We start from the raw sequence: 20,706 nt of genomic DNA on the forward strand, positions 1-20,706 counted from the left end.
TCCCGGCGTCCGTAACAGGCCACGCCGGGCCACTGAACCGCGAGGCGTCGGCAGCGTAGTGTCTGCCCATGGGGACGAACACGAAGAGTGACATCGCGCTCACCGGACGCACCCTCGCCTCCGTAGTACGTCATGATCTGCCCGCCTCCCTGGTGGTCTTCCTTCTCGCGGTGCCCCTGTCCCTGGGCGTCGCGGTCGCCTCCGGGGCGCCGCCCGCCGCCGGGCTGGTCGCCGCGGTGACGGGCGGGGTGGTCGCGGGCCTCCTCGGGGGCTCCGCCGTCCAGATCAGCGGGCCCGCCGCCGGGCTGTCACTGGTGGTCGCCGAACTGATCGCCGTGTACGGCTGGCGGGCCACCTGCCTGATCACCCTGCTGGCGGGCGGTCTGCAACTGCTGCTCGGCACCTTCAAGGTGGCCCGCGCGGTGCTGGTGGTCTCCCCCGCCGTGGTGCACGGCATGCTCGCCGGGGTGGGTGTGGTGATCGCCCTGGGCCAGGTGCACGTGGTGCTCGGCGGCGCCCCGCAGCGCTCCGCCGTGGAGAACCTCGCCGAGCTGCCCGGCCAGCTCGCCGCCGTCCATGGTCACGCGGTCCTCGTCGGCCTGCTCACCGTCGGCGTCATGTTCGGCTGGAACCGGCTGCCCCGGCGGTCACGGATCGTGCCCGCGCCGCTGGCCGCCCTGGCCGTCTCCTCGGCGACCGCCCTGCTGGCCGGCTGGGATGTCACCCGGCTCGATCTGTCGGCCGGCCTGGTCGGCTGGGTGGCCCCGGTGTGGCCGGAGGGAGACTGGCACGGGATCGTCGCAGCGGTGCTGCTGGTGGCGCTGCTGGCCGGGGTCGAGTCGCTGTTGTGCGCGGTCTCCGTCGACAAGCAGCGTGACGGCGGGCGCAGCGACCTGGACAGGGAGCTCGCCGCGCAGGGCGTGGCCAACATCGTCAGCGGCGCGCTGGGCGGGCTGCCCGTCGCCGGAGTGATCGTGCGCAGTACGGCCAACCTGCGCGCCGGGGCGCGCAGCCGCTGGTCGGCGGTCCTGCACGGCCTGTGGATCCTGCTGTTCGCCGTCTGCCTGTGGCGGACGATCACGCTGATCCCCGCTGAGGCGCTGGCCGCCCTGCTGATCTTCATCGGCGTCCGGATGGCCGATCTGCGACGTCTGCGTGGCCTGCACGGGCACGGGGAGATCCCGATCTACTTCGCCACCATGGCCGGGGTCGTGCTGCTCGGCCTTCCCGAGGGGGTGCTGCTCGGTCTCGGTCTGGCCGCGCTGTCCGCGCTGCGCCGCCTCACCGGGGTGACGGTCCGGGCCAGGCCCGAGCCCGACGGCCGCTGGCACGTGCTGATCGGCGGTTCGCTGACCTTCCTCGGCGTGCCCAGGATCGTCGCGGAGCTGCACACCGTTCCCCCCGGCGTGGCGGTCGACCTCGACCTGAACATCGACTTCATGGACAACGCGGCCTTCGAGGCCGTGCACGCCTGGCGTCAGGAGCACGAGCGCGGGGGCGGCAGCGTGGACGTCGACGAGCTTCACGACGAGTGGTACGCCATGGCCGCCGGCGGCGCCAGGATGTTCCCGGCGAAGTCGCCGCCCCGCGACCCTGAGCGCTGGTGGCTGCCCTGGGCGCACCGGCGCGGTCCCACGCTCCTGCCGGCCGGGCCCTCCCCGGCTGGGTCTCCGCCTGAGCGGGCCGGACCGGTCCCGGCCCCCGACCACCTGCTCGCCGGGGCCCGGGAGTTCCACCGCCGTACGGCGCCACTGGTCAGGCCGTTCCTGCACGCGATGGCCCGTGGGCAGGACCCCTCCCATCTCTTCATCACCTGTGCCGACTCCAGGGTCGTGCCCAACCTGATCACGGCCAGCGGGCCGGGTGATCTGTTCACCGTCCGTAACATCGGCAACCTGGTCCCCCGCTGGGGCGCGGTGCCGCGCGACGACTCGGTCATGGCCGCGATCGAGTACGCGACCGGCGCGCTGGGCGTCAGGACGATCACGGTCTGCGGCCACTCGGGCTGCGGGGCGATGGCCGCGTTGCTCGACAGCGGCGAGAAGGCCGCGGGGCTGCCCTCACTCGGCCGCTGGCTGCGTCACGGCGACCACAGCCTGGCGCGTTTCCTCTCCGGCCCGGACGCGGAAGCCGACGAGGGGGCGCTCGACCGGCTGTGCCGTACGAACGTGGTCCAGCAGCTGGAGAACCTGCTGACCGTTCCCCGGGTGGCCGAGCTGGTCGGGCGGGGGCGGCTGGAGCTGGTCGGCCTCTACTTCGATATCCCCACGGCCCGGGTCCACGTGCTCGGGCCGGTACCTGGCCTTGTGGATAGACATCCGTAACCCCGATTCGGCCACCATGCTTTTCCCGGTTGGTGTGTGGGTCATTAACCTTCCCGTCTCCGTCTGATTCCTCCGCGCTCATCGAACCGAGTCCTTGGCGGCCTAGCGTCCGTGCTTGCCTCCCACAACCCTCCGTGCATGAGGAGTGACGCATGTTCCGACTGCTCCGACCGTCTCGACCCTCCCGACGCAGGGCGCTCACGGCGGCGTCCGCGGCCGTCGCCGTCGGCGGCGCGACCGTGTTCGCGGCCGTCTCCCTGTCCGCGGGGGTGGCCAACGCCGCCTCCACCACCTTCACCCCGGTGGCCGACACCTATGTGGACAACAGCCACACCGGCACCAACTACGGCACCTCCGGACAGCTCGGCGTCGACGGCTCCCCGGTCAAGCGGTTCTTCCTGCGGTTCACCGTCACCGGCGTCACCGGCACGGTCGGCAACGTCAAGCTGCGCGTCCACACCGACGACGTGAGCGGCTCGGAGAGCGGCAGCGGCGGCACCTTCAAGGCCGTCGGCAGCACCACCTGGTCCGAGACCGGCACCACCTGGAACAACCAGCCGTCCATCGACGGGGCCACGCTGGGCACGCTCGGCCCGGTGGCCCGCAACTCCTGGTACGAGCTGGACGTCACGCCGTACGTGACCGGCAACGGCACCTACAGCATCGGCGTCACCTCCTCCAGCTCGGACGGCGCCGACTACGACGCGCGGGAGAGCGGGTCCTCGACCGCGCCCCAGCTGGTGGTGACCACCGACACCGGTTCGACCCCGACGCCCACGCCGACCTCGACGGCCTCCGGCGATCCGGTGCTCGTCGGGGCGGGCGACATCTCCAACTCCGGCTCCGGCGACAGCGCGACCGCCGCGCTGCTCGACTCCATCCCCGGCACGGTCTTCACGCTGGGCGACAACGTCTACAACAACGGCACCACCTCGGAGTTCAACACCTACTACGACCCGACCTGGGGACGGCACAAGGCGCGGACCAGGCCGGTGCCGGGCAACCACGACTACAACACCTCCGGGGCCTCGGGCTACTACGGCTACTTCGGCGCGTCGGCGGGCGACCCGTCCAAGGGCTACTACTCCTACGACCTCGGGGCGAACTGGCACGTCGTGGTGGTCAACTCCAACTGCTCGGCCGTCGGCGGCTGCAACGCCGGGTCCGCGCAGGAGCGGTGGCTGCGCGCCGACCTGGCCGCGAGCACCAAGCCGTGCACGGTCGCGATGTGGCACCACCCGCGTTACACCTCCGGCGCCAACCACTCGCCGGACACCTCGGTCGCCCCGATCGTGCAGGCGCTGTACGACAACGACGCCGACCTGATCCTGACCGGCCACAACCACCAGTACGAGCGGTTCGCGCCGATCAACCCGGCCAACCAGCTCGACAACGCCCGGGGCATCCGGCACTTCGTCGTCGGCTCCGGCGGCGCCAGCCACTACTCGTTCGGGACGATCCTGCCCAACAGTGAGGTCCGCAACAGCGACACCTACGGCGTCCTGAAGGTGACCCTGCACGCCAACAGCTACAGCTGGCAGTTCGTGCCCGAGGCGGGCAAGACCTTCACCGACAGCGGCACCACCGCCTGCCACTGACGACGTGTACCTCTCCACTCTCGACAGGAACCGGACCGCCGGCGGCCCCGTCAGGGCCGTCGGCGGCACGGTGCTCGCGCTCGGCGCCGTCAGTCTCGTCACGGACGTCTCGGCGGAGATGGTGACCGCGATCCTGCCGCTGTACCTGGTCGTCGGGCTGCAGTTCAGCCCGGCGGCCTACGGCGTCATCGACGGCCTGTACACCGGCGCGACCGTGCTGCTGCGGCTGGTCGGCGGATACGTCGGCGACCGGGTCAACCGGCACAAGACCGTCGCCGGACTCGGCTACGGGATGTCGGCGTTCGCCAAACTCGGGCTGCTCGCCGCCGGTGCCTCGGGACCGCTCATCGGGCTGATGATCACGGCGGACCGGGCGGGCAAGGGCCTGCGCACGGCCCCCAGGGACGCGCTGATCACTCTCGCCACCCCGCAGGACCGACTCGGCAGGGCCTTCGGGGTGCACCGGACGATGGACGCGACCGGCGCCTTCCTCGGACCGATCGCCACGCTCGCCGTGCTCGCGCTGGGGAACGGGGCGTTCGGACCCGTCTTCGTGACGAGTTTCTGCGTCGCGCTGCTCGCCGTACTGATCCTGGTGCTGTTCGTGCCCGCGGCGGCCGGTCCCCGTCCTCGCCCGGCCGAGGTCTCGTGGCGGGCCGTCGCCCGGCTCGGACGTGGCCGTCTGCTGCCCGCCGCGTGCCTGCTCGGCCTGGTCACGATCGGCGACGGGTTCGTCTATCTCGTCCTGCAGCGGCGTGTCGAGCTGGGGATCGGCTGGTTCCCGATCCTCGCGGTCGGTACGAGCCTGGTCTATCTGCTGCTGGCCGCGCCGCTGGGCAGGCTGGCCGACCGGATCGGACGGCTGTGGGTGTTCGCCGGCGGGAACGCCCTGCTCGCCGCCGTCTACCTGCTGCTGCACGGCCCGCTCGGCGGCCTGCCGCTGGTCGTCACGGTGCTGGTCCTCTACGGGACGTTCTACGCGGCCACCGACGGCGTCCTCATGGCGCTGGCCGGTTCGGTGTTCCCGCCCGAGCTGCGCGCCACCGGGATGGCCCTGGTGCAGAGCGGCCAGGCCCTGGCCTACTCGGCCTCCTCGGTGCTCTTCGGCCTGGCCTGGCAGACCTGGGGCGCGGGTGCCGCCTGTCTCGCTGCGGCCGTGGCGGCCCTGCTCGCCCTGCCCCTGACCGTCTTCCTGCTCACCAAGGAGTCACGATCACTCTCAGCCCGCGCGCACGTGTCCTCGTGACGGTCCTGGCGGCCCTGTTGCTCGCCGGGGTCGCCGTCACCTACACGGCACTGGCCGGGGACCGGCCCGTGTCCGCTCCTTCCTCTGGTTCGTCCGCCTCCTCCGGAGCTCCGGGCGCGGGGCCACGGTTGCAGGTGCTGACCAACGGCCTGTTGTCGACGGTCTCCCGTGCCGATCCCGGCGGTCCGCGCGAGGTCACCGAGCTGCGCTGCGACCGCGCCTACGTCGCGGGGGGAACCCTCGCCTGCCTCAAACCCGTCGGCCCGCTCAGCTCGTCCGGGCTGATCGTCCTCGACCCCTCTCTCAAGGAGCGCAGGAGCCTGCCGCTGACCGGCTTCCCGAACCGGCTGCGTGTCTCGGCCAGCGGCCGCATGGTCGCCTGGACGCTGTTCATCGACGGGCACTCCTACGCGACGACCGGTTTCTCCACCCGGGCGGGCATCCTCGACACCCGCACGGGACGGCTGGTCTCCTCGCTTGAGGACTTCTCGATCACGCTGGACGGCAGGCCGTACCGGAACTCCGACGTCAACTTCTGGGGCGTCACGTTCGCCTCGGACGACAACCGCTTCTACGCGACGTTGTCCACGAACGGCCGTCGTCACCTGGTCGAGGGCGACTTCGCCGCGGGGACCGTCAGGACGCTGCGGGACAACGTCGAGTGCCCGTCCCTGTCCCCCGACGGAACCCGGATCGCCTACAAGTCCGCCGTCGACGCCGATCCGAAGAAGGGCTGGCGGCTCTCGGTCCTGGACCTGGCGACCCGGCGCGTCACCCCGCTGGCCGAGACGCGCAGCGTGGACGACCAGGCCGCCTGGCTCGACGACCGGACCGTCGCCTACGCGCTGCAGACCGGTGACGGCACCAACAACGTCTGGTCCGTCCCCGCGGACGGCACCGGGACTCCTCGGCTGCTCGTCCCCGGCGCCGGCTCCCCCGCCCCGGCCTGACCTCACGGAAAACACCGGCGCGTCCCGCCTCCGGGCGGGGCGCGCCGTTCCGTGCGAATTCCTTTTTCTCGTTCCACATGGAGGAATGCCGAAGATTTCGCGCCGTCCAGGCGTTTGTTTGCGTTTCTGTGTAACACGGAGGGCGATCACTCGGTCACGAATGACCGGCCGCTCCCCTGCCATTCAGCGACACGTCCTCCCCGTCGGCAAACGGAGATCGATCCGGTAAACGTCCGCAGGTCTGTGACGTTCCTTACCCTCTCAGGAAAACGAGGTTCATCGTCCATACGTCGCGCATCCTCCCCTGTCAACCACGGAGAGGGAGCTTCTTTCCGTTCCATGAATCACCGAAAATCACTTCACGCGCCCGCCCGGAAACTGACCGTGCAATCCATTTTCGCAGTTGATTTTCACACGGGTTCTCGGTCATGCTGACTCGTCGGATCAGTTGTTTTCATGATGTACGGCGAAGCGCGGCATACGGAAAGGCCTTGGTCCGAGGCGGCAGGACAGGCGTTCCATCGATTTCCGCATTCTTGGAGTCACGGCTTGTAATGCTCCGTGCCCGCACGCCGAGAACGACGCCAGAGGAGAATTTGTTGTCACTTCGCTCTGATTCCCGGAGCCGCGGAGGACCACGGTCACGGCGACTCGCCGCGGCCCTGCTCGCCGTGGCCGTCGGCGCGCTGTCCGGCGTGGTCGCCGCGGGCCCCGCCTCGGCCGAGCCCGCCCCGGCCTACGACCACAGCAAGGACAAGGGCACCGCCCCGGGAACCCACGGGCCTCTGCCCAAGGGCTTCTCCACGACCGAGCTCTCGGTGAAGTTCAAGCCCGGCCTCGCCGTACGGCTGCGCGGGCAGGGCCTGGTCGCCAAGGACTCCGAGGACGCGACCGAGATCCAGCGGGTCCTGGCCAGGTACAAGGACGCCTCCATCAGGCCCCTGTCCTCGGTCTCCGAGACGAAGATCACCGAACGACGGCTCCAGCTGGAGAGGAAGACCGGCAGGCAGCTGCCCGACCTGAACTCCTGGTTCGTCGTCACCGCCCCCAAGAGCGGCGTCGAGGGCCTGCTGAAGGACCTCAACGCCCTGCCCTCGGTGGAGATCGCCCAGGCCAGGATGACCCCCGTCGCCACCTCCGAACCGCTGGCCTCCTACCAGAGGTACCGCAACGCCGCCACCTCCTCGCTGGGCGCGGGAGTGGACGCCGACTACGCCAACGCCCAGACCGGTGGCAAGGGCGACGGCATCACCGTCACCGACATCGAAGAGCAGTCCACCTACATCCCCTACTTCGGCCCGCAGACGATCGCCGCGGGTCAGGACCACTCGCTGCTGATCACGCGGACTCCGGCGCTCGGGCAGGTGTGGGCCTGGGGCGACAACAGCCAGGGCCAGCTCGGCCTGGGCAACACCACGGCCAAGAAGGTCCCCTCCCAGGTCCCCGGCCTGACCGGCGTCACCTCCGTCTCCGCGGGAGACGACTACTCTCTGGCGCTCAAGAGCGACGGCACCATCTGGGCCTGGGGCGACAACAGCCAGGGCCAGCTCGGCAACGGCACCACCACCGACAGCACCGTCCCGGTGCAGGTCACCGGGATCTCCAACGCGGTGGCGATCAGCGCCGGTCTCGGCCATGCCCTGGCCGTCCTGGCCGACGGCACCGTACGCGCCTGGGGCGACAACAGCCTGGGACAACTCGGCTACGTCGGCCCCGACTCCCCGGCCGCCGTCGCCGTCGCCGGCCTCACCGGCGTCCGCACCGCGCCGGACTCGGTCGCCGCGGGCGGCGTCCACTCCCTGGCGCTGATGGCCGACGGCACCGTCAAGGGCTGGGGCGCCAACGGCATCGGCCAGCTCGGCGACGGGACCACCACCGACCGTGCCACCCCCGCCGCCGTCACCGGCCTGACCGGCGTCACCCAGATCAGCAGCCGGGGCGACCACGCTCTGGCGCTCCTGTCCGACGGCACCGTCAAGGCCTGGGGCGACAACAGCGAGGGACAGCTCGGCGACGGGACCACCACCGGCCGGACCACCCCGATCTCCGTCCCCGGCCTGGCCAACGTCAACAGCATCGCCGCCGGAAGCAAGCACAGCGTCGTGACGGCCGAATCGGTCTCCTGGGCCACCTACGCCTGGGGTGACAACAACCAGGGACAGCTCGGCGACGCAACCACCGTCGACAGGTACTCCCCCACCGTGATCCCGGCGACCAGTGACATCGCCGCGGCGGGCCTGGCCCACACCATCACCAAGCTCGCCCAGACGTTCCACGTCTGGGGCCTCAACAGCAGCGGCCAGCTCGGTGACGGAACCACCACCAACCGGCACGGCCCCGTCGAACTGGTCGCGTACACCAACCGGTGGAACCTCTGCCACGAGGACCTCGCCGGACGCGTCGCGACCGGTCAGATCGTCCAGGTGCCGTCCGCGTTCGGCGACCCCTGCACCAACGACCTCTCGATCCGTCACGGCACCGCGGTGGCCGGGATCATCGGCGCCCAGGACGACAACGGTGTCGGCATGGCCGGCATCGCGCCCCACGCCACCCTGCACCTGTCCGGCACCGCCGTGTTCGACACCGTCGCCTACGCCACCGCGCACTCCCAGCCGGGTGACGTCATCCTGTTCGAGATCGCCGTCAAGCCCAGCACCCGGCAGTACCCCTGGGAGTACCAGAGCAACGTCTACGACCAGGTCGTCCTGGCCACCGCCGCCGGAATCACCGTGGTGGAGCCCGCGGGCAACAGCGGCGTCGACCTCGACGACTCCACCGACCCCTACGTCGCCGTCATCATGGGCCGTCCCGACTCCGGCGCCATCATGGTCGGGGCGGGGACCCCGCCCAGCCCCAGCTGCGTCGGCACACCTCCCTCCGCCGACCGCACCGCGCTGCCGCTGTCGTCGTACGGCGTCCGCGTGGACGTCCAGGCCTACGGCGAGTGCGTGGCGTCGACGACCGCTCCTGGCTGGCAGGACCTGACCCCCTTGGAGACCGACCCCAACAAGACCTACGCCGGTGGCTTCGGCGGCACCTCCGGCGCCGGCGCCATCGTCGCCGGAACCGTCGCCTCCCTGCAGGGCGTCGCCAAGGCCAACGGCGGCGTGCTCACCCCCGCCCAGGTCCGCGACACCCTCAAGCTCACCGGTACGGCCCAGCCCGCCGGTGACCCTCACCGCATCGGCCCGCAGCCCAACCTGCGCGCCGCCATTGACGACATCCTGACCCCGTAGGACGTCGGCTCATGCGAGCGGGGCGCCCGGGAACCGCTTCCCGGGCGCCCCGTCCCGATCCGGGAGCCGCCTACCGCCCGGTCATGGGGATCTCCGGCGTCCCGCGAGACCGCCTTCGTCCTTGATCGACCTGAGCAGCAGGGTCTGATCCAGCGGGAGCCGCACCCGTCCGATCGCCGGGCGAAACAGATCGTGCTCACCGCGTCCGGCCAACGATGCCGGGCCCGCGTGATCGAGCGCCTCAGCGCCGAGTCGCCGCCGACCGGCCAGGTCGTCGACGCGGTGACGGCACGCCCGACTTCGCCTACTGTATGGTCCGCCGACGGCGAAGAAACGGTCTCCGGCCGCGGCGTCGGCACACCCGAACCGTTCGACGAGCGGTGGGAGCGATCTGGAGGAGGTCCGGTCCACCGATGAGGTCCGCTCAGACGGTCACGGTCGAGCAGGTGCGCGAACTTGCCCTGTCCCTGCCCCGCACGCATGAGGCCCTGGTCAGGGACCGGATCAAGTTCCGGGTCGGGAAGATCGTCTACCTCTCCTTCTCCAGGGACGAGGAGCTGATGGGCTTCGCCTTCCCCAAGGAGGAGCGCGCGGCGCTCGTCGCCTCCGAGCCGGAGAAGTTCCTGATGCCGGTGCCGTCGGACGAGCGCTTCAACTGGGTCCGGGTCCGGGTGGACGCCGTCACCCCGGCGGAGATGCGGGAGATCGTCGTCGAGGCGTGGCGCATGGTCGTGCCGAAGCGCGTGGCGGCCGCCCACCTCCAGGGCACCGGCCCGTCCGTTGTCTCCACCGCGCCTGTCACGGACGCTCCCACGCTGGACGGGCTGCGGGCGGCGGCCCGGGTCTTCAACGGGTTCTCCAACGTCGACGCCGGATGGCTGAGGTTCCTGGAGACCACGGGCCCGGCGGTCGACCTGTCGCGTGCCGGGCACCGGGCCGCGCTGCTGCGCTGGCTGAACTCCTGGGGCTGCCGCATCCGCTACCCCCGCGAGGGCGAGCCCGACCTCCTCGACTCCGGCCTCGCCGAATGGTGGCGGAACCGGGCCGCCGACCTGCCGTCGGTGAGCCTGGCGGTGCTCTCCGACGGGGAGATCGACGTTCTCTCCCGGGCGTACGCGGAGCTCGCCGCCCTTCCCGTCGCCACCGGCCGGGCGGCCCGCTCGCTGGGCCCGACCGCCGCGGCCAAGGCGCTGTACGGCCTGCGGCCACGCGCCGTGATGCCCTGGGACGCCGCCATCGCCGTACGGTTGCACGCCTCGCGCGACGGTGCGGCGTTCGGCGCCCACCTGCGGATGGGCCGGGCCTGGGCGCAGGCCGTACTCCAGGCGGCCGGGACGGACGAGGACACGCTGCCCCTCCTCGCCGGACGACCCTCGGTGTCACTCGCCAAGGTCCTGGACGAGTACCTGTACGTCACGATCACCATGGCCTCCCAGGAGTAGGGACCCGCCGTACGCGGACGTCCCGGCGCGTACGGCGGGCCCGGGTCTCCGTTCCCCCGGGCCGGGTTCCGGTTCCGCCCGCCCCTGAAACGCGACTCGGTGGTCTGTTCTCCACCGCCATGCGGCCTCAGACGCTCGCCTCGTCCTTCCCCACCGCCGGGTGAACCGACTGCCGCCACTCCAGCGCCTCGGGAACGTCCCGGTACTCCAGCAGGTGCTGACCCGCGATCTGCTGGAGCAGGTCCCTGACCTCCGAGGGTGTGGCACGGAAGAACTCCCTGCGCGGGTTGACCCGGTTGACCCGCCGATCGTTCAGCGCGGCGTGCAGCCGTCCCTCCAGCCCGACCGCGTCGTCACTGAAGATCAACGCGTGCGTGTCGAACCGGAACGGCACCGAGGCGTCCCCCAGTTCCCGAACCCGGTCCTCCGGCTCCAGGCGGCGGGTCATGCCGATCTTGACGACGTCCTCACCGAACGCCCCGATGTTGGAGATCACGTACACGTACCCGGCCCGGACGTTGGCCTCGCGCGCCTCCACATCGCTGACCGCCGTGCCGATCTCCTCCAGCTTCGCCTTCAGCTCCTCCGCCCCGGCCTCGTCGCCCTTGGCGATCAGCTTGGACAGCGCCGACCTGTAGTGGGCCTCCTCCTTGCGCAGCCGGGCCTTCTCCCGCTCGAACTCCCGGCGCGCGGCCTCCTCCTCGCGCTGCTGCTCCCGCTGGGCGCGGGTGCGCTCCTTCTCCTCCTCCTGCTTGGCCAGGTGGTCGGCGGTCAGCTCCAGTTCGTAGACCCTCAGCCGGTGGTAGTCGCCGCTGACGTGGATGTCCATCGTCTTACCGAGCTTGACGATCATCTCCACGGCCTTCTCCAGCCGGTCGACGGCCGACTGCAGCTTGTACGGACGCATCGTGCGCACGCAGTTGTCGGCCTCGGCGTTGTAGGCGCGCAGCATCAGCTTGGAGAAGTCACGCACCATCCGGCGCCCCTCGGCCGCCGACCCGTTGACCTGCCAGCCCGTGGAGCCCAGCACCGCCTTGTTCTCCCTGGCCATCGCCTTGATCCGGGCCTTGACCTCCGCCAGCCGCTCCTTGTACGCCACCGCGTCACTCAGCGGATGCCGGTAGTCGTAGACCCCGGCCTCCTGCAACAGCACGGTCTCCTCGGTCTGCACGACCTGACGCTCGACCTCGCGCAACCGCCTCGTGGCGTCCGCCACGGCCGCCCGCAGCCGCCCGTGCTCGGCCCGTAGCTCCTCGGTCAGCGCGGAGACGCCCATGGCGTCCAGCCCGCCAAGCCGCTCGACCCACGCCCGAAGCTCGGCGTTCTCCGCCTCCAGCTTCTTCTTCCCGCCGAACAGCCCTCCGCCGCTTCGCTCCGGCAGCACGGGTGCCGGAGCCGGGGCGGGGGCGGGCTGCGGCGCCTGTACGGCCACCCAGAACTGCCAGCCGGGCGGCGCCGGGGGCCATGACGGATCCGGCTGCCACCCCTGTGGAGGCTGCCAGCCCACGGGCGGAACCGGCCATCCGGGAGGCGAGTTGAACCGGTACTCCATCATGAACACCCTCCTCGGCCGTGTGTTCCACACAACACATGCCACAGGAGGACAGCCGTCCGGTCTGATCGGTTTACATCTGAGGGAGCGCACCCGGGTGGCCAGGCCTTGTTCCCTCCTGCGGGCCTGAGTGATCTACACGGCCGACGGCGAAAACTCGATCGCCCGCCTGGCCGGGTTACGCCTACGCGTTTTCCGTCGGAATTTCAAGAAATCGATCGCCATTCGGTGCTGCCGCCGCCCCACCTGACGGTACGGCGGGCGGAGCGATCAACGTCTCCTGCTCGTTCCGCGCACGCTCCGGAAGAACGGGAATCCGGCACTTCGCAAGGAGCCGACGTCGGGGGCGAGGCCGTACCCGCCATCGCACGTCCGCCGCGAATTCCCCGGACCGTCAATCCTCATCCGGTAGGTCGTCTTCGTCGAAGATGTTGATCAGTTCGAATTCCGGCGGATCCTCCGCCGGCCAGAAGCGGACCAACACCACCAAGCTGTCCCGGGGCCGGAACGCCCTGATGGAGAGAACGGGTTGATCATTCGCCAGATCCTCGGGCGGATGCCACCTGCTGCGCCAGGTCCCGTCGGCGATCGTTCGCAGAACCTCGCAGACAAGCTGCTGATCGCCCTCCTTGGGCTTGGCCGATTCCCACCACCGCGCAAGTATTTCTTCACTTCCCGCTTGGAGCCGGAGCTCCGCCATGGTCACTCCATGATTCGGTTCAGCACCTCTTCGACGTCCAGCGCCTCGCCCGATCCGCGAGGGTTCCCGGGGGCGTTTTCCAGCGCTTCCGCATAGGCGGGGATGCCGCGCAAATGAACGGTCGCGAGCAGATTCTTTGCGAAATCCGTCAGATGGTCAATGTTCATGGTCCGCTCAAAGGCCAGTGCCGCCCGGCAGGAACTGCGCAGAAGTTCTCTCTGTTCGGAGGGCCGAAGCACATCAATCGTCTCCATGGCCCGTTCGACCGCAGGGTCATCATGGGAAACAGAACCGGGCGGGAAGAATTCGTCTTTCATGACCCACTGCTCCATTTTCCGACTTTCTTCTGAGGTTCAAGGGAAAGCAGCGCCAACCGGCGCCTTCCGAAAAAGCGGATGGCCGGAAGAGGACAGTTTCCCCGACAGAGTCCACCAAGACCGAAGCACGTCGACCTCATCGAACCCGCATTCGATCCCGGCAGCGGCCGACGCCGGCCGTTCCAGGCCACCCTGACGTGACGGGACGGCTCCCGGTCCCGTTTCGACCAAACGGGTTGGTCTCGTGAACCAAGTGGGACGGACGGGCGTCTCCATGATCTCCGGGCCCTGCCCTGCGGACGCCCCATACCGGACCAGGCCGGAAAGGCGGACAAGAGGGATTACGATTGCGGGCGTCTCACGACACTTCCGCTGTTTTCGGTGCTCCCACGCAACAGCGACGGAACAGGGCAGAAGCTTGGAGGCGCCCGTGACGATGCCCAGGAAGGGCTCGCGGCTCATCTGCGTCGACGGCACCGCCTTCCGCTGGCGGATCCGGCACAAGCCCACCTACCACCAGGGCAACGGCTGGAGCCCCCTCACCGTCACCGTTGAGCGGGCCGCGGAGCCGGGATGTGTTCTTGCGGTGTCGCTTCCCTGCGCCCGGCCGGACAACTGGCTCGGAGAACGGACGATCGCGGTCCGCCCCGCCCTCGTCGCCGGCTGCGTCCGGCGAGCCGTCGAACAGGGGTGGAACCCCAGGCGACCAGGCGCGGCGTTCACCCTCACCATCGCCGAGGACGAACTGGCCGTACTCCTGGGCGAACCGCCTCAGTACCTGATCCCCTTCCTCTGGGGCACGATCCCCGAAGGCGGAGGCATCGAGGACCTCCCTCGGTGCACCGAAATCCGGAGCCGGGACAAACAGCACACCAGCCGGGCACCTTCCGATCCGTAGGGAGGGGCGGACGCCTCGGGCTGCGCGACCGGATCCAGGTGGTCATCTGTGCCTGCGAGTCGGGCCTCATCCAGCCGGGTCCCTGGCGCCGCTGACCCCACCTGCTGTTCTCGGCCCGTACGTGCTGTCGCCTCCGCGCCCGCCGACCGGGACTCCGGTGAAACCTCAGGCCGCGACCTCGGTACGGATTACGGTGGCGATTATGAAATCGATCATCGTTCAGATCGAGGGGGACGACCGGAGCTGGGAGCTGGAACCGGGGGAATCGCTCGTCTTCGGCAGGGCCGACACCTCCGACATCGTCCTCGGCGATCCGGCCGTCTCACGCCGGGCCGGGCAGCTGCGTGCCACCGGCGACCACTGGGTCCTCACGAACCTGAGCGGCCGGGTGACATACGTCGTCGAGAACCCCGAGGGAGGGGGAGAGTTCATCAAGGTCCCCCCGGGCCGGATGGACGCCCCGGTGTGCTTCGAGTTCGCCAGAATTCTGGTGCCCGGAGCTCAGGAGGCGCTGCTGGTGTTCGCGCCCTGCCAGGCCTTCACCGATCCCGACCTCGTCGAGACGGGCGCGGAGACCCTTCTGGCGTACCCGCTCGACCGTACCGCCAAGTACTTCCTGGTGCTCGTCGCCCTCTGTGAGCCGCGTCTGCTCGACCCCGCCTCCACGGTCACCCCCAGCACGCCGCAGATCCAGGAACGGCTCAAGAAGTACGGCCTGAGCCGCAAGGCCATCGCCTTCCAGATCGAGTACCTGGCCTCGCGCAAGCTCCGGATCAAGGACAGCTCCGGCGAAGGACGAGCCGACTGGCAGCGGGCCGCCCTGATCGCGACCGCCCTGCGCTACGACCTGGTCAACGCCAAGCACCTGGAACTGCTCGGGTGACCCTGGCAGCTGCCGGATAGTCCGGGCGTCCCGTCCGGGCGGATGCTGTGACAGTCACAGCGACCACCCGAAAGGAATGACATGTTCAAGATCGGTACAGTCACCGTCATGGCGGCCGTCGCGCTGGCCGCGTTCAGCACCTCCGCCAGCGCCGACACCGGTCCCGCCAGGGACGGGGCCGTGCGGACCAGCAGCGTCTCGGTCCAGCAGGGGCCCTGGGCCGGCTGTCCGGTCGGCGCGGTCTGCCTCTACAAGGGGTCGACCTGGGAGAGCGGCGTCGACAAGATGTTCTGGAGCTACGGCGCGCACAACCTTTCCAGCGTCTACGGTAGCCGCATCCTGTTCAACAACCAGGTCGCCGACGGGGGCCGGCCGGCGCTGGCCACGGAGTGCTACCAGTACAACGGGGGCAACTGCGTCAGCGATCCCATCGACATGTACACCTACAGGACTCGCAACTTCGACCAGATCAACTCGGTGAAGCTGTACCTGGGTTAAGCCTCGCGGGAGCTGGCCGACTGCCGTTCCGATCAGGACCCGTAGTCGGCCAAGAAGGCACGTACTCTGTCGGTGTAGGGCCTCAAGGAGGGTTTTATCCCGCCGGCTTCCCGCACTGAATCTGAGCTCGTCCGGTAGACGGCGGCGAGTTTCAGTGCGGGATCGCCGGGCACGTCGGCCACCTGGGGCCCGTACCGGCACATCAGTTCGCCCATCTTCGGGATCGCGATCTCCGGGTCGAGAGCCGCCTGCTTGGCGTCCATGCCCGGGGACAGGTACCACTGCAGGACTCGGGGGGTCCAGCGGGCGATGCCGTACTCGTCCTTCGGGATGTCCACCAGCTTGGGGTCGAATCCGCTCTCCGCTTTCAGCATGGCGGCGATCAGTGCGGGGCTCAGGCCCTCCAGATTGCACCACGTCCCGGCCTCGACGATCAGCCCACGGTACTCGGCGGGGACGTCGGTGCCCTCCAGCTTCGGGGAGTCGGGGATGAGCAGCGCCGCCGCGACGCCGGTGCCGGCGCAGAGCCCGGCCATGCCGTACACCCACACCCGGGGCAGTCGTCGGAGCAGCCGCCGAAGACGCCACACACGTCCGGCTCCGCCACCGGCGGCAGCGGCGACCAGTGCCCGCTCGAACGCCTCCACCGAATCCCAGCGACGCTCACGTACCGGGTCGAGCGCGCGGACGACCACCTCGTCGACGGCCGCCGGCACCTCCGGCCTGAGTCGGCGCGGCGAATGCGCGTCGGGTGCCGGCACCTGGCCGGTGAGCAGGTGGAAGACGATCGCGCCGAGCGCGTGCACGTCGGTGCGCTCATCGATGGAGCCGCCGGGCTGCCGCTGCTCGGGAGCCATGTAGCCGGGTGTGCCCGCGATGGTCAGCCCGGTCGGATCGGCGGCGGCCTTGGCCAGGCCGAGATCGGCGACGAGCAGTCGCCGTCCGCCTTCCGGGGTGCCGCAGATCAGGATGTTGGCCGGTTTCAGATCCCGGTGGATCACGCCGAGCCGATGCAGATCGGCGACGCCCGCGCAGATCTGTCGCATCAGGTCGATCGCCTCGGGCAGCGGAGGTGGCCCCTGATCCAGCAGGTCCTGCAAGGTTCCCTGGTCGGCGAAGGCCATCACGAAGTACGGCCGGCCGTCCGCCTCGCCGAGGTCGTACACCTGCACGACGTGTGGCGAGGCTGCCTGGCGCAGCAGGCGCGCTTCCTGCAGGAAACGTTCCCGGACGCCCGGACGCTGCGCCCAGTGCTCGGCGAGCACCTTGATCGCGACCGGCGCGGCCAACTGATCATCGTATGCTCGCCAGACCGAAGCGAAAGCCCCAGTACCTACTAGGTCACTCGCCCGGTATCTGCTGAAGGCAATCACGACCGACTATTACCGGAGAGCCGGAGAGCAACGCAAGAACCATTTCTGCCTTTGTGTACTTTTCGCTACGCTTCTCTGCCTGTCCCCCTAGCAAGGCAATTACCGCCATTCTCGCAATTGAGGGCATTTCAGAATTAATCGCTTGAACCGGACATCGGCTGCTGATCAGTGCGGGCGAATCCACGGGCCAGGTTCGACACGCTGGGCGCCGATTTCGCCGAGGAACGCCCCGAGTCGGTCGAGGCGCTGACCTACTGCGACATGACCACCGGCCCGGACGGCCTGCCGGTCGATTACCAAGGACACGCCGTGCATCGTCGCGGCCGTGGACGCCGTACAGGCCGCGCTGGGGCACAGCGGTCAGTAGCCGCGGCTCTCGGCCTTCCTGCGGATCTTCGCGCTGCCGTACTCTCCACGTTCCAGACAGCACGGGCACGGGAACCTGCCGTGGGCGTTGGGCATGTACCGCCAGCCGGTGACCCGGTTGACTCCGCGTACCCGATGGATCTCCTTGGCGCCGATCGCCCGAGGGACGAACACCTCATACCCCCGGGCGTCCTCGCATCCGGCGATCAGGGCGGCGGCCTCGGCGCCGGTGCGTTCGACGTGCCGGTGGTCGTAGCGGCCGACCAGAACCGGTTCGTCGTCGGGCAGCCGGAAGTCCACGGCGACCATCGTGCGCCGCCCGCCGCGGCGGTGCAGTTCCCGGCCCCACTGGTGGGTGAGCTGGTAGGAGGGCATGACCGGCAGGCAGAACACCCCGGCCCGGCCGTCGTGGTCGCGGCTGCGGGCGCGAATACCGGCCCGCCGGATCGAACGGATGTCATCGGCTGGGGAAAGGTGCGTGAACAGGATCATCGAGCGCACCTTATGGACACCGGCCAGGCCCGGCCAACCGGTTTTCCTACCCGATGTACGGCCCGGCGCCGTCGAGGAGGTGAGCGAGCCGCAGCCGCATCGACCGGTCCGTGATCAGGAAGCCGATCTCCCCACGCGGCCGGGACTCCCCCAGGCCCAGTTGCCGTTGCCGGTACGGCAGGTCATCAGGATGTCGCCCACGCCGTTGACGACTGGGGACGGGGCCGTCATGGGTCACGATCCTACGGGGGTGGCTCCGGCCCAGACGGCTTCGAAGCTGTCGATATAGGTCGAGACCATGTCCCCGCCCGCTACCTTGCGCAGGTGCATGACCGGGGCGTCGGTGGCGAACTTGCCGTAGACATGGGTGTTGACGAGAAGCTGATCGTCTCCTCGGTAGATGGAGTTGTACAGGATGGTGTGGTGCAGCCGGATCTCGATGCCCTCGACCTGCTGTAACGGCCGGTAGAGCGTCAGGGCCATCCGGGTCTGCGCGGCCATGCCGTCGCCGAGGCCTTCGTCCGCGCCATGCGGGGCGGCTTCGAGCGCGTCCGGGTTGCCCAGCAGGATGCGGACACGCACACCGGCCTCGGCCTTCTTGGCGAAGGTGCGCATGATGCCGGTGTCCTGGGCGATGAAGATCCCGCTGTAGACCAGTACGCCGATCTCCCTCTGGGCCGCGGAGAACAGGCGTTCCCAGATCTCCTTTGGTACGGCCCAGCGGTGCGGGTAGACGGTGACGAGTTCGCTTCCGGAGACCGCGGCGGCCTGTTTGGGAGTCAGCGCGTCCGGCCACAGATAGACCTCCTCGACCCCGAGGAGTTTGGCGAGCGCGAATCTGTGCTTTCGGTACGGTACACGGCCCTGGGTGATCCATCGTTCCACGGTCTTGGCGTCGACCTCGACGGCCTCGGCCACCTCCACGATGGTGGTTCCCCGTTCGAGTAACGCCGTGCGCAACCGCTCGTTCGCCATCTCACCTGCCTGAAAGCCGGGGACGTCCAGGGACGGGGCAATCGTAGACCGGACGTCCTGTACATGTCCCGTCCTGTAGTGATCACGTCCTCCCTGCTCGTCGCACCCTCGATACCGCACGGCAGCACCGGTGGCGACGAGAGGAGAGACAACAATGATCAACCACATTCGGCCGATCGACGAGACGCCCACCTGCGGATGCGGTGCGGTCCTGGAGGAGGGACGGTTCGTCTGCCGCAAGTGCCTGGCCCGGGAGCGGTGGACCCGTCGTCAGGCGGCCCGGCGCAGGACGGCCGACCGGCGGCGCGGTCAGGTGCGGCGCGCCCGTACGGCACCGCCGAGGCGGGGGTGATCTGGACGTGAGCGCGACCATGATCCCGCTGATCATCGGCCTGGTGCTGGGCGCGGCGGTGTTCGTCGGCTACGTGGTCGTCCTGGTCGGGATGCGCCAGGAGGACCGGCGCATGCAGCTCGGCGAGGCGCCTCCGAGCCGGGCGGCGGCCCTGGCCCGCCGGGTCACCGGCTGCCACGTGCGCGGGTGAGCGCGCTGTTTCCCCTCGTCCTGGTCACGGTGAGCCTCGACCCGAGAAGCATCGAACACCATCTAAGCCAGGCGGCTCCGCCGCAGGTCAGAGGCGGGGAAGGCGGACGAGTCGGCCTGTAGGCCGGGTTCTAATCCCACCCGCCCCTGACCTGCGACTCCCTCAGCGGCCTGCGCCCTGACCTGCGAGAACACTACCGTCCTCTGCCACTGCCCTCCACCGTCTTCCAACGCCATGTGCCCCCGATGTGCCCCGGGGGCCATGTCGTCAGACCCGCCCTCTCTACCGTTGTGTGAACCGACCGCCGCCAGGAAGCAGGCGGGATTCAGTGGGTGGGGTGTGGTCGCGTAAGACGGTGCCGCTGTACGGCAGCGCGCGCAGCCCAGGAGCGAGCACTGTGCCGGTGTTGTCGGCACCATGTTCTAGCGTCTCCTCATCCGTGCGGGTCTATTGGAAGAGGCGATGAACATGAGGGATCTCCTGGAGCCTGACAGGTTGTGGTCGGCGGCCGAGGTGCTGACCCGGCCAAGCCCCGTCCCTGCCGTCCCCGGCGTCTACGGCTGGCACTTCGAGCAGTCCCCCGATCCCCGGCTGTCCTCCGGGCAACTTCTGTACGTCGGAATCGCCCCCCGCCGGATGGCAACCCGAACCAGCAGACAGAACCTGCGCACCCGGGTCCGTTACCACTTCCGCGGCAACGCCGAAGGCTCCACCCTGCGTCTCACCCTGGGCTGTCTGCTCGGCCTCGAACTCCGTCGCGTGGGCAGCGGCAAGCGTCTGACCTTCGGCCAGGCCGGTGAGAAGGAACTGACTGCCTGGATGGCCGAGCACGCCCGGGTCTGCTGGCTGGCTCACCCCGAACCCTGGATCGCCGAATCCGAACTGATCACCCAACTAGACCTTCCGCTCAACCTCGACCAGAACAGAAGCCATACCTTCCACCAGCACCTCAGCGCTCTACGAGCCTCCGCGAAAGCTCGCGCCCGGGAACTCCCCGTCGCCAGCTGATCAGCCACCCCAATCGCAGACTGCCCCGCCCTCATAGATCTGGGTGATCTCCGACACCGGTTACATTCATCTGCGGAAACAACCTGATCACGCCACTGAGCAGGGGCTATGCCTGCGGCCGTCTCGCGTCGCTTCTCACTGTTTTCGGTGCTCCCACGGAACAGCGACGGAACACCGCACCTCATCGACTGGGAGGCCGCCAGCCCGGCCCCTAGGAGCTGTTCGGGGTTCGGATCTCGGTGGGGCCGGAGAGCGGGCTGGCTGTGGCTGGTAGAACTCGGACGTGGCGCGTTTTGATGTGACGGA

The 20,706-nt window shown here is 69.4% G+C and carries 19 protein-coding genes; 12 read left to right on the forward strand and 7 right to left on the reverse strand.

Going from position 1 to position 20,706, the window contains the following annotated elements; genetic code table 11:
* The first annotated feature begins 68 nt into the window (after window positions 1-68).
* From ACIBVQ_RS20895 to ACIBVQ_RS20920, 6 genes are all read left to right on the forward strand, one after another.
* Window positions 69-2,324, forward strand: coding sequence for a SulP family inorganic anion transporter (locus ACIBVQ_RS20895; protein ID WP_399179241.1), 2,256 nt, complete (start codon window positions 69-71; stop codon window positions 2,322-2,324).
* Window positions 2,325-2,476: 152 nt separating this feature from the next.
* The gene (locus ACIBVQ_RS20900; protein WP_362911638.1) at window positions 2,477-3,922 is read left to right on the forward strand and encodes a DNRLRE domain-containing protein; all 1,446 of its coding nucleotides are present in this window, start codon (window positions 2,477-2,479) and stop codon (window positions 3,920-3,922) included.
* A gap of 4 nt (window positions 3,923-3,926) precedes the next feature.
* A complete protein-coding gene (locus tag ACIBVQ_RS20905) occupies window positions 3,927-5,168 on the forward strand; it encodes an MFS transporter (protein WP_399179244.1) in 1,242 nt (413 codons plus the stop codon).
* On the forward strand, window positions 5,165-6,118 hold the full coding sequence (locus ACIBVQ_RS20910; protein ID WP_362911640.1) for a hypothetical protein: 954 nt from the start codon (window positions 5,165-5,167) through the stop codon (window positions 6,116-6,118). The genes ACIBVQ_RS20905 and ACIBVQ_RS20910 overlap by 4 nt, the downstream gene beginning before the upstream one ends.
* A gap of 599 nt (window positions 6,119-6,717) precedes the next feature.
* A complete protein-coding gene (locus ACIBVQ_RS20915) occupies window positions 6,718-9,354 on the forward strand; it encodes a S8 family serine peptidase (protein ID WP_399179246.1) in 2,637 nt (878 codons plus the stop codon).
* Window positions 9,355-9,767: 413 nt separating this feature from the next.
* Window positions 9,768-10,796, forward strand: coding sequence for an MmcQ/YjbR family DNA-binding protein (locus tag ACIBVQ_RS20920; protein WP_399179248.1), 1,029 nt, complete (start codon window positions 9,768-9,770; stop codon window positions 10,794-10,796).
* A gap of 127 nt (window positions 10,797-10,923) precedes the next feature.
* Here the strand turns inward: ACIBVQ_RS20920 and ACIBVQ_RS20925 are convergent, their stop codons facing one another.
* The 3 genes from ACIBVQ_RS20925 to ACIBVQ_RS20935 form a co-directional block, all read right to left on the reverse strand.
* The gene (locus tag ACIBVQ_RS20925; protein WP_399179250.1) at window positions 10,924-12,351 is read right to left on the reverse strand and encodes a DUF4041 domain-containing protein; all 1,428 of its coding nucleotides are present in this window, start codon (window positions 12,349-12,351) and stop codon (window positions 10,924-10,926) included.
* 391 nt (window positions 12,352-12,742) lie between these two features.
* Window positions 12,743-13,048 carry a hypothetical protein gene (locus ACIBVQ_RS20930; protein ID WP_399179252.1) on the reverse strand — a complete coding sequence of 102 codons (306 nt, stop codon included), beginning with the start codon at window positions 13,046-13,048 and terminating at the stop codon, window positions 12,743-12,745.
* A 2-nt stretch (window positions 13,049-13,050) separates the two neighbouring features.
* On the reverse strand, window positions 13,051-13,380 hold the full coding sequence (locus tag ACIBVQ_RS20935) for a hypothetical protein (protein WP_399179254.1): 330 nt from the start codon (window positions 13,378-13,380) through the stop codon (window positions 13,051-13,053).
* Window positions 13,381-13,795: 415 nt separating this feature from the next.
* Between ACIBVQ_RS20935 and ACIBVQ_RS20940 the strand changes: the two genes are divergently transcribed.
* From ACIBVQ_RS20940 to ACIBVQ_RS20950, 3 genes are all read left to right on the forward strand, one after another.
* Window positions 13,796-14,263, forward strand: a complete 468-nt coding sequence (locus ACIBVQ_RS20940; protein ID WP_399179256.1) for a hypothetical protein — start codon at window positions 13,796-13,798, stop codon at window positions 14,261-14,263.
* A gap of 202 nt (window positions 14,264-14,465) precedes the next feature.
* Window positions 14,466-15,146: an FHA domain-containing protein gene (locus ACIBVQ_RS20945; RefSeq protein ID WP_362911660.1), complete on the forward strand. Its 681-nt coding sequence runs from the start codon at window positions 14,466-14,468 to the stop codon at window positions 15,144-15,146.
* Window positions 15,147-15,227: 81 nt separating this feature from the next.
* A complete protein-coding gene (locus tag ACIBVQ_RS20950; RefSeq protein WP_399179258.1) occupies window positions 15,228-15,644 on the forward strand; it encodes a hypothetical protein in 417 nt (138 codons plus the stop codon).
* Between the two features lie 32 nt (window positions 15,645-15,676).
* Here ACIBVQ_RS20950 and ACIBVQ_RS20955 read toward each other — a convergent pair whose 3' ends face one another.
* The 4 genes from ACIBVQ_RS20955 to ACIBVQ_RS20970 all read right to left on the reverse strand — a co-directional run bounded on the left by ACIBVQ_RS20955 (window position 15,677) and on the right by ACIBVQ_RS20970 (window position 18,850).
* The gene (locus ACIBVQ_RS20955; RefSeq protein ID WP_399179260.1) at window positions 15,677-17,017 is read right to left on the reverse strand and encodes a serine/threonine-protein kinase; all 1,341 of its coding nucleotides are present in this window, start codon (window positions 17,015-17,017) and stop codon (window positions 15,677-15,679) included.
* A 360-nt stretch (window positions 17,018-17,377) separates the two neighbouring features.
* Window positions 17,378-17,875: a hypothetical protein gene (locus ACIBVQ_RS20960; RefSeq protein ID WP_399179262.1), complete on the reverse strand. Its 498-nt coding sequence runs from the start codon at window positions 17,873-17,875 to the stop codon at window positions 17,378-17,380.
* A gap of 46 nt (window positions 17,876-17,921) precedes the next feature.
* On the reverse strand, window positions 17,922-18,113 hold the full coding sequence (locus ACIBVQ_RS20965; RefSeq protein WP_399179264.1) for a hypothetical protein: 192 nt from the start codon (window positions 18,111-18,113) through the stop codon (window positions 17,922-17,924).
* A complete protein-coding gene (locus ACIBVQ_RS20970) occupies window positions 18,110-18,850 on the reverse strand; it encodes an XRE family transcriptional regulator (RefSeq protein ID WP_399179266.1) in 741 nt (246 codons plus the stop codon). Before ACIBVQ_RS20970 ends, ACIBVQ_RS20965 begins: the two co-directional genes overlap by 4 nt.
* 154 nt (window positions 18,851-19,004) lie before the next feature.
* On the opposite strand from ACIBVQ_RS20970, the gene ACIBVQ_RS20975 reads away from it, so the two are divergent.
* The 3 genes from ACIBVQ_RS20975 to ACIBVQ_RS20985 all read left to right on the forward strand — a co-directional run bounded on the left by ACIBVQ_RS20975 (window position 19,005) and on the right by ACIBVQ_RS20985 (window position 20,400).
* Window positions 19,005-19,202 (forward strand): hypothetical protein, encoded by a 198-nt coding sequence (locus ACIBVQ_RS20975; RefSeq protein ID WP_399179268.1) that lies wholly within the window; start codon window positions 19,005-19,007, stop codon window positions 19,200-19,202.
* A 7-nt stretch (window positions 19,203-19,209) separates the two neighbouring features.
* Window positions 19,210-19,392, forward strand: a complete 183-nt coding sequence (locus ACIBVQ_RS20980) for a hypothetical protein (RefSeq protein ID WP_399179270.1) — start codon at window positions 19,210-19,212, stop codon at window positions 19,390-19,392.
* A 468-nt stretch (window positions 19,393-19,860) separates the two neighbouring features.
* Window positions 19,861-20,400 (forward strand): GIY-YIG nuclease family protein, encoded by a 540-nt coding sequence (locus ACIBVQ_RS20985; RefSeq protein ID WP_399179272.1) that lies wholly within the window; start codon window positions 19,861-19,863, stop codon window positions 20,398-20,400.
* Window positions 20,401-20,706: the final 306 nt, after the last annotated feature.

Origin of the sequence: Streptosporangium sp. NPDC049376, from assembly GCF_044466505.1 — a bacterium.
Classification (GTDB): domain Bacteria; phylum Actinomycetota; class Actinomycetes; order Streptosporangiales; family Streptosporangiaceae; genus Streptosporangium.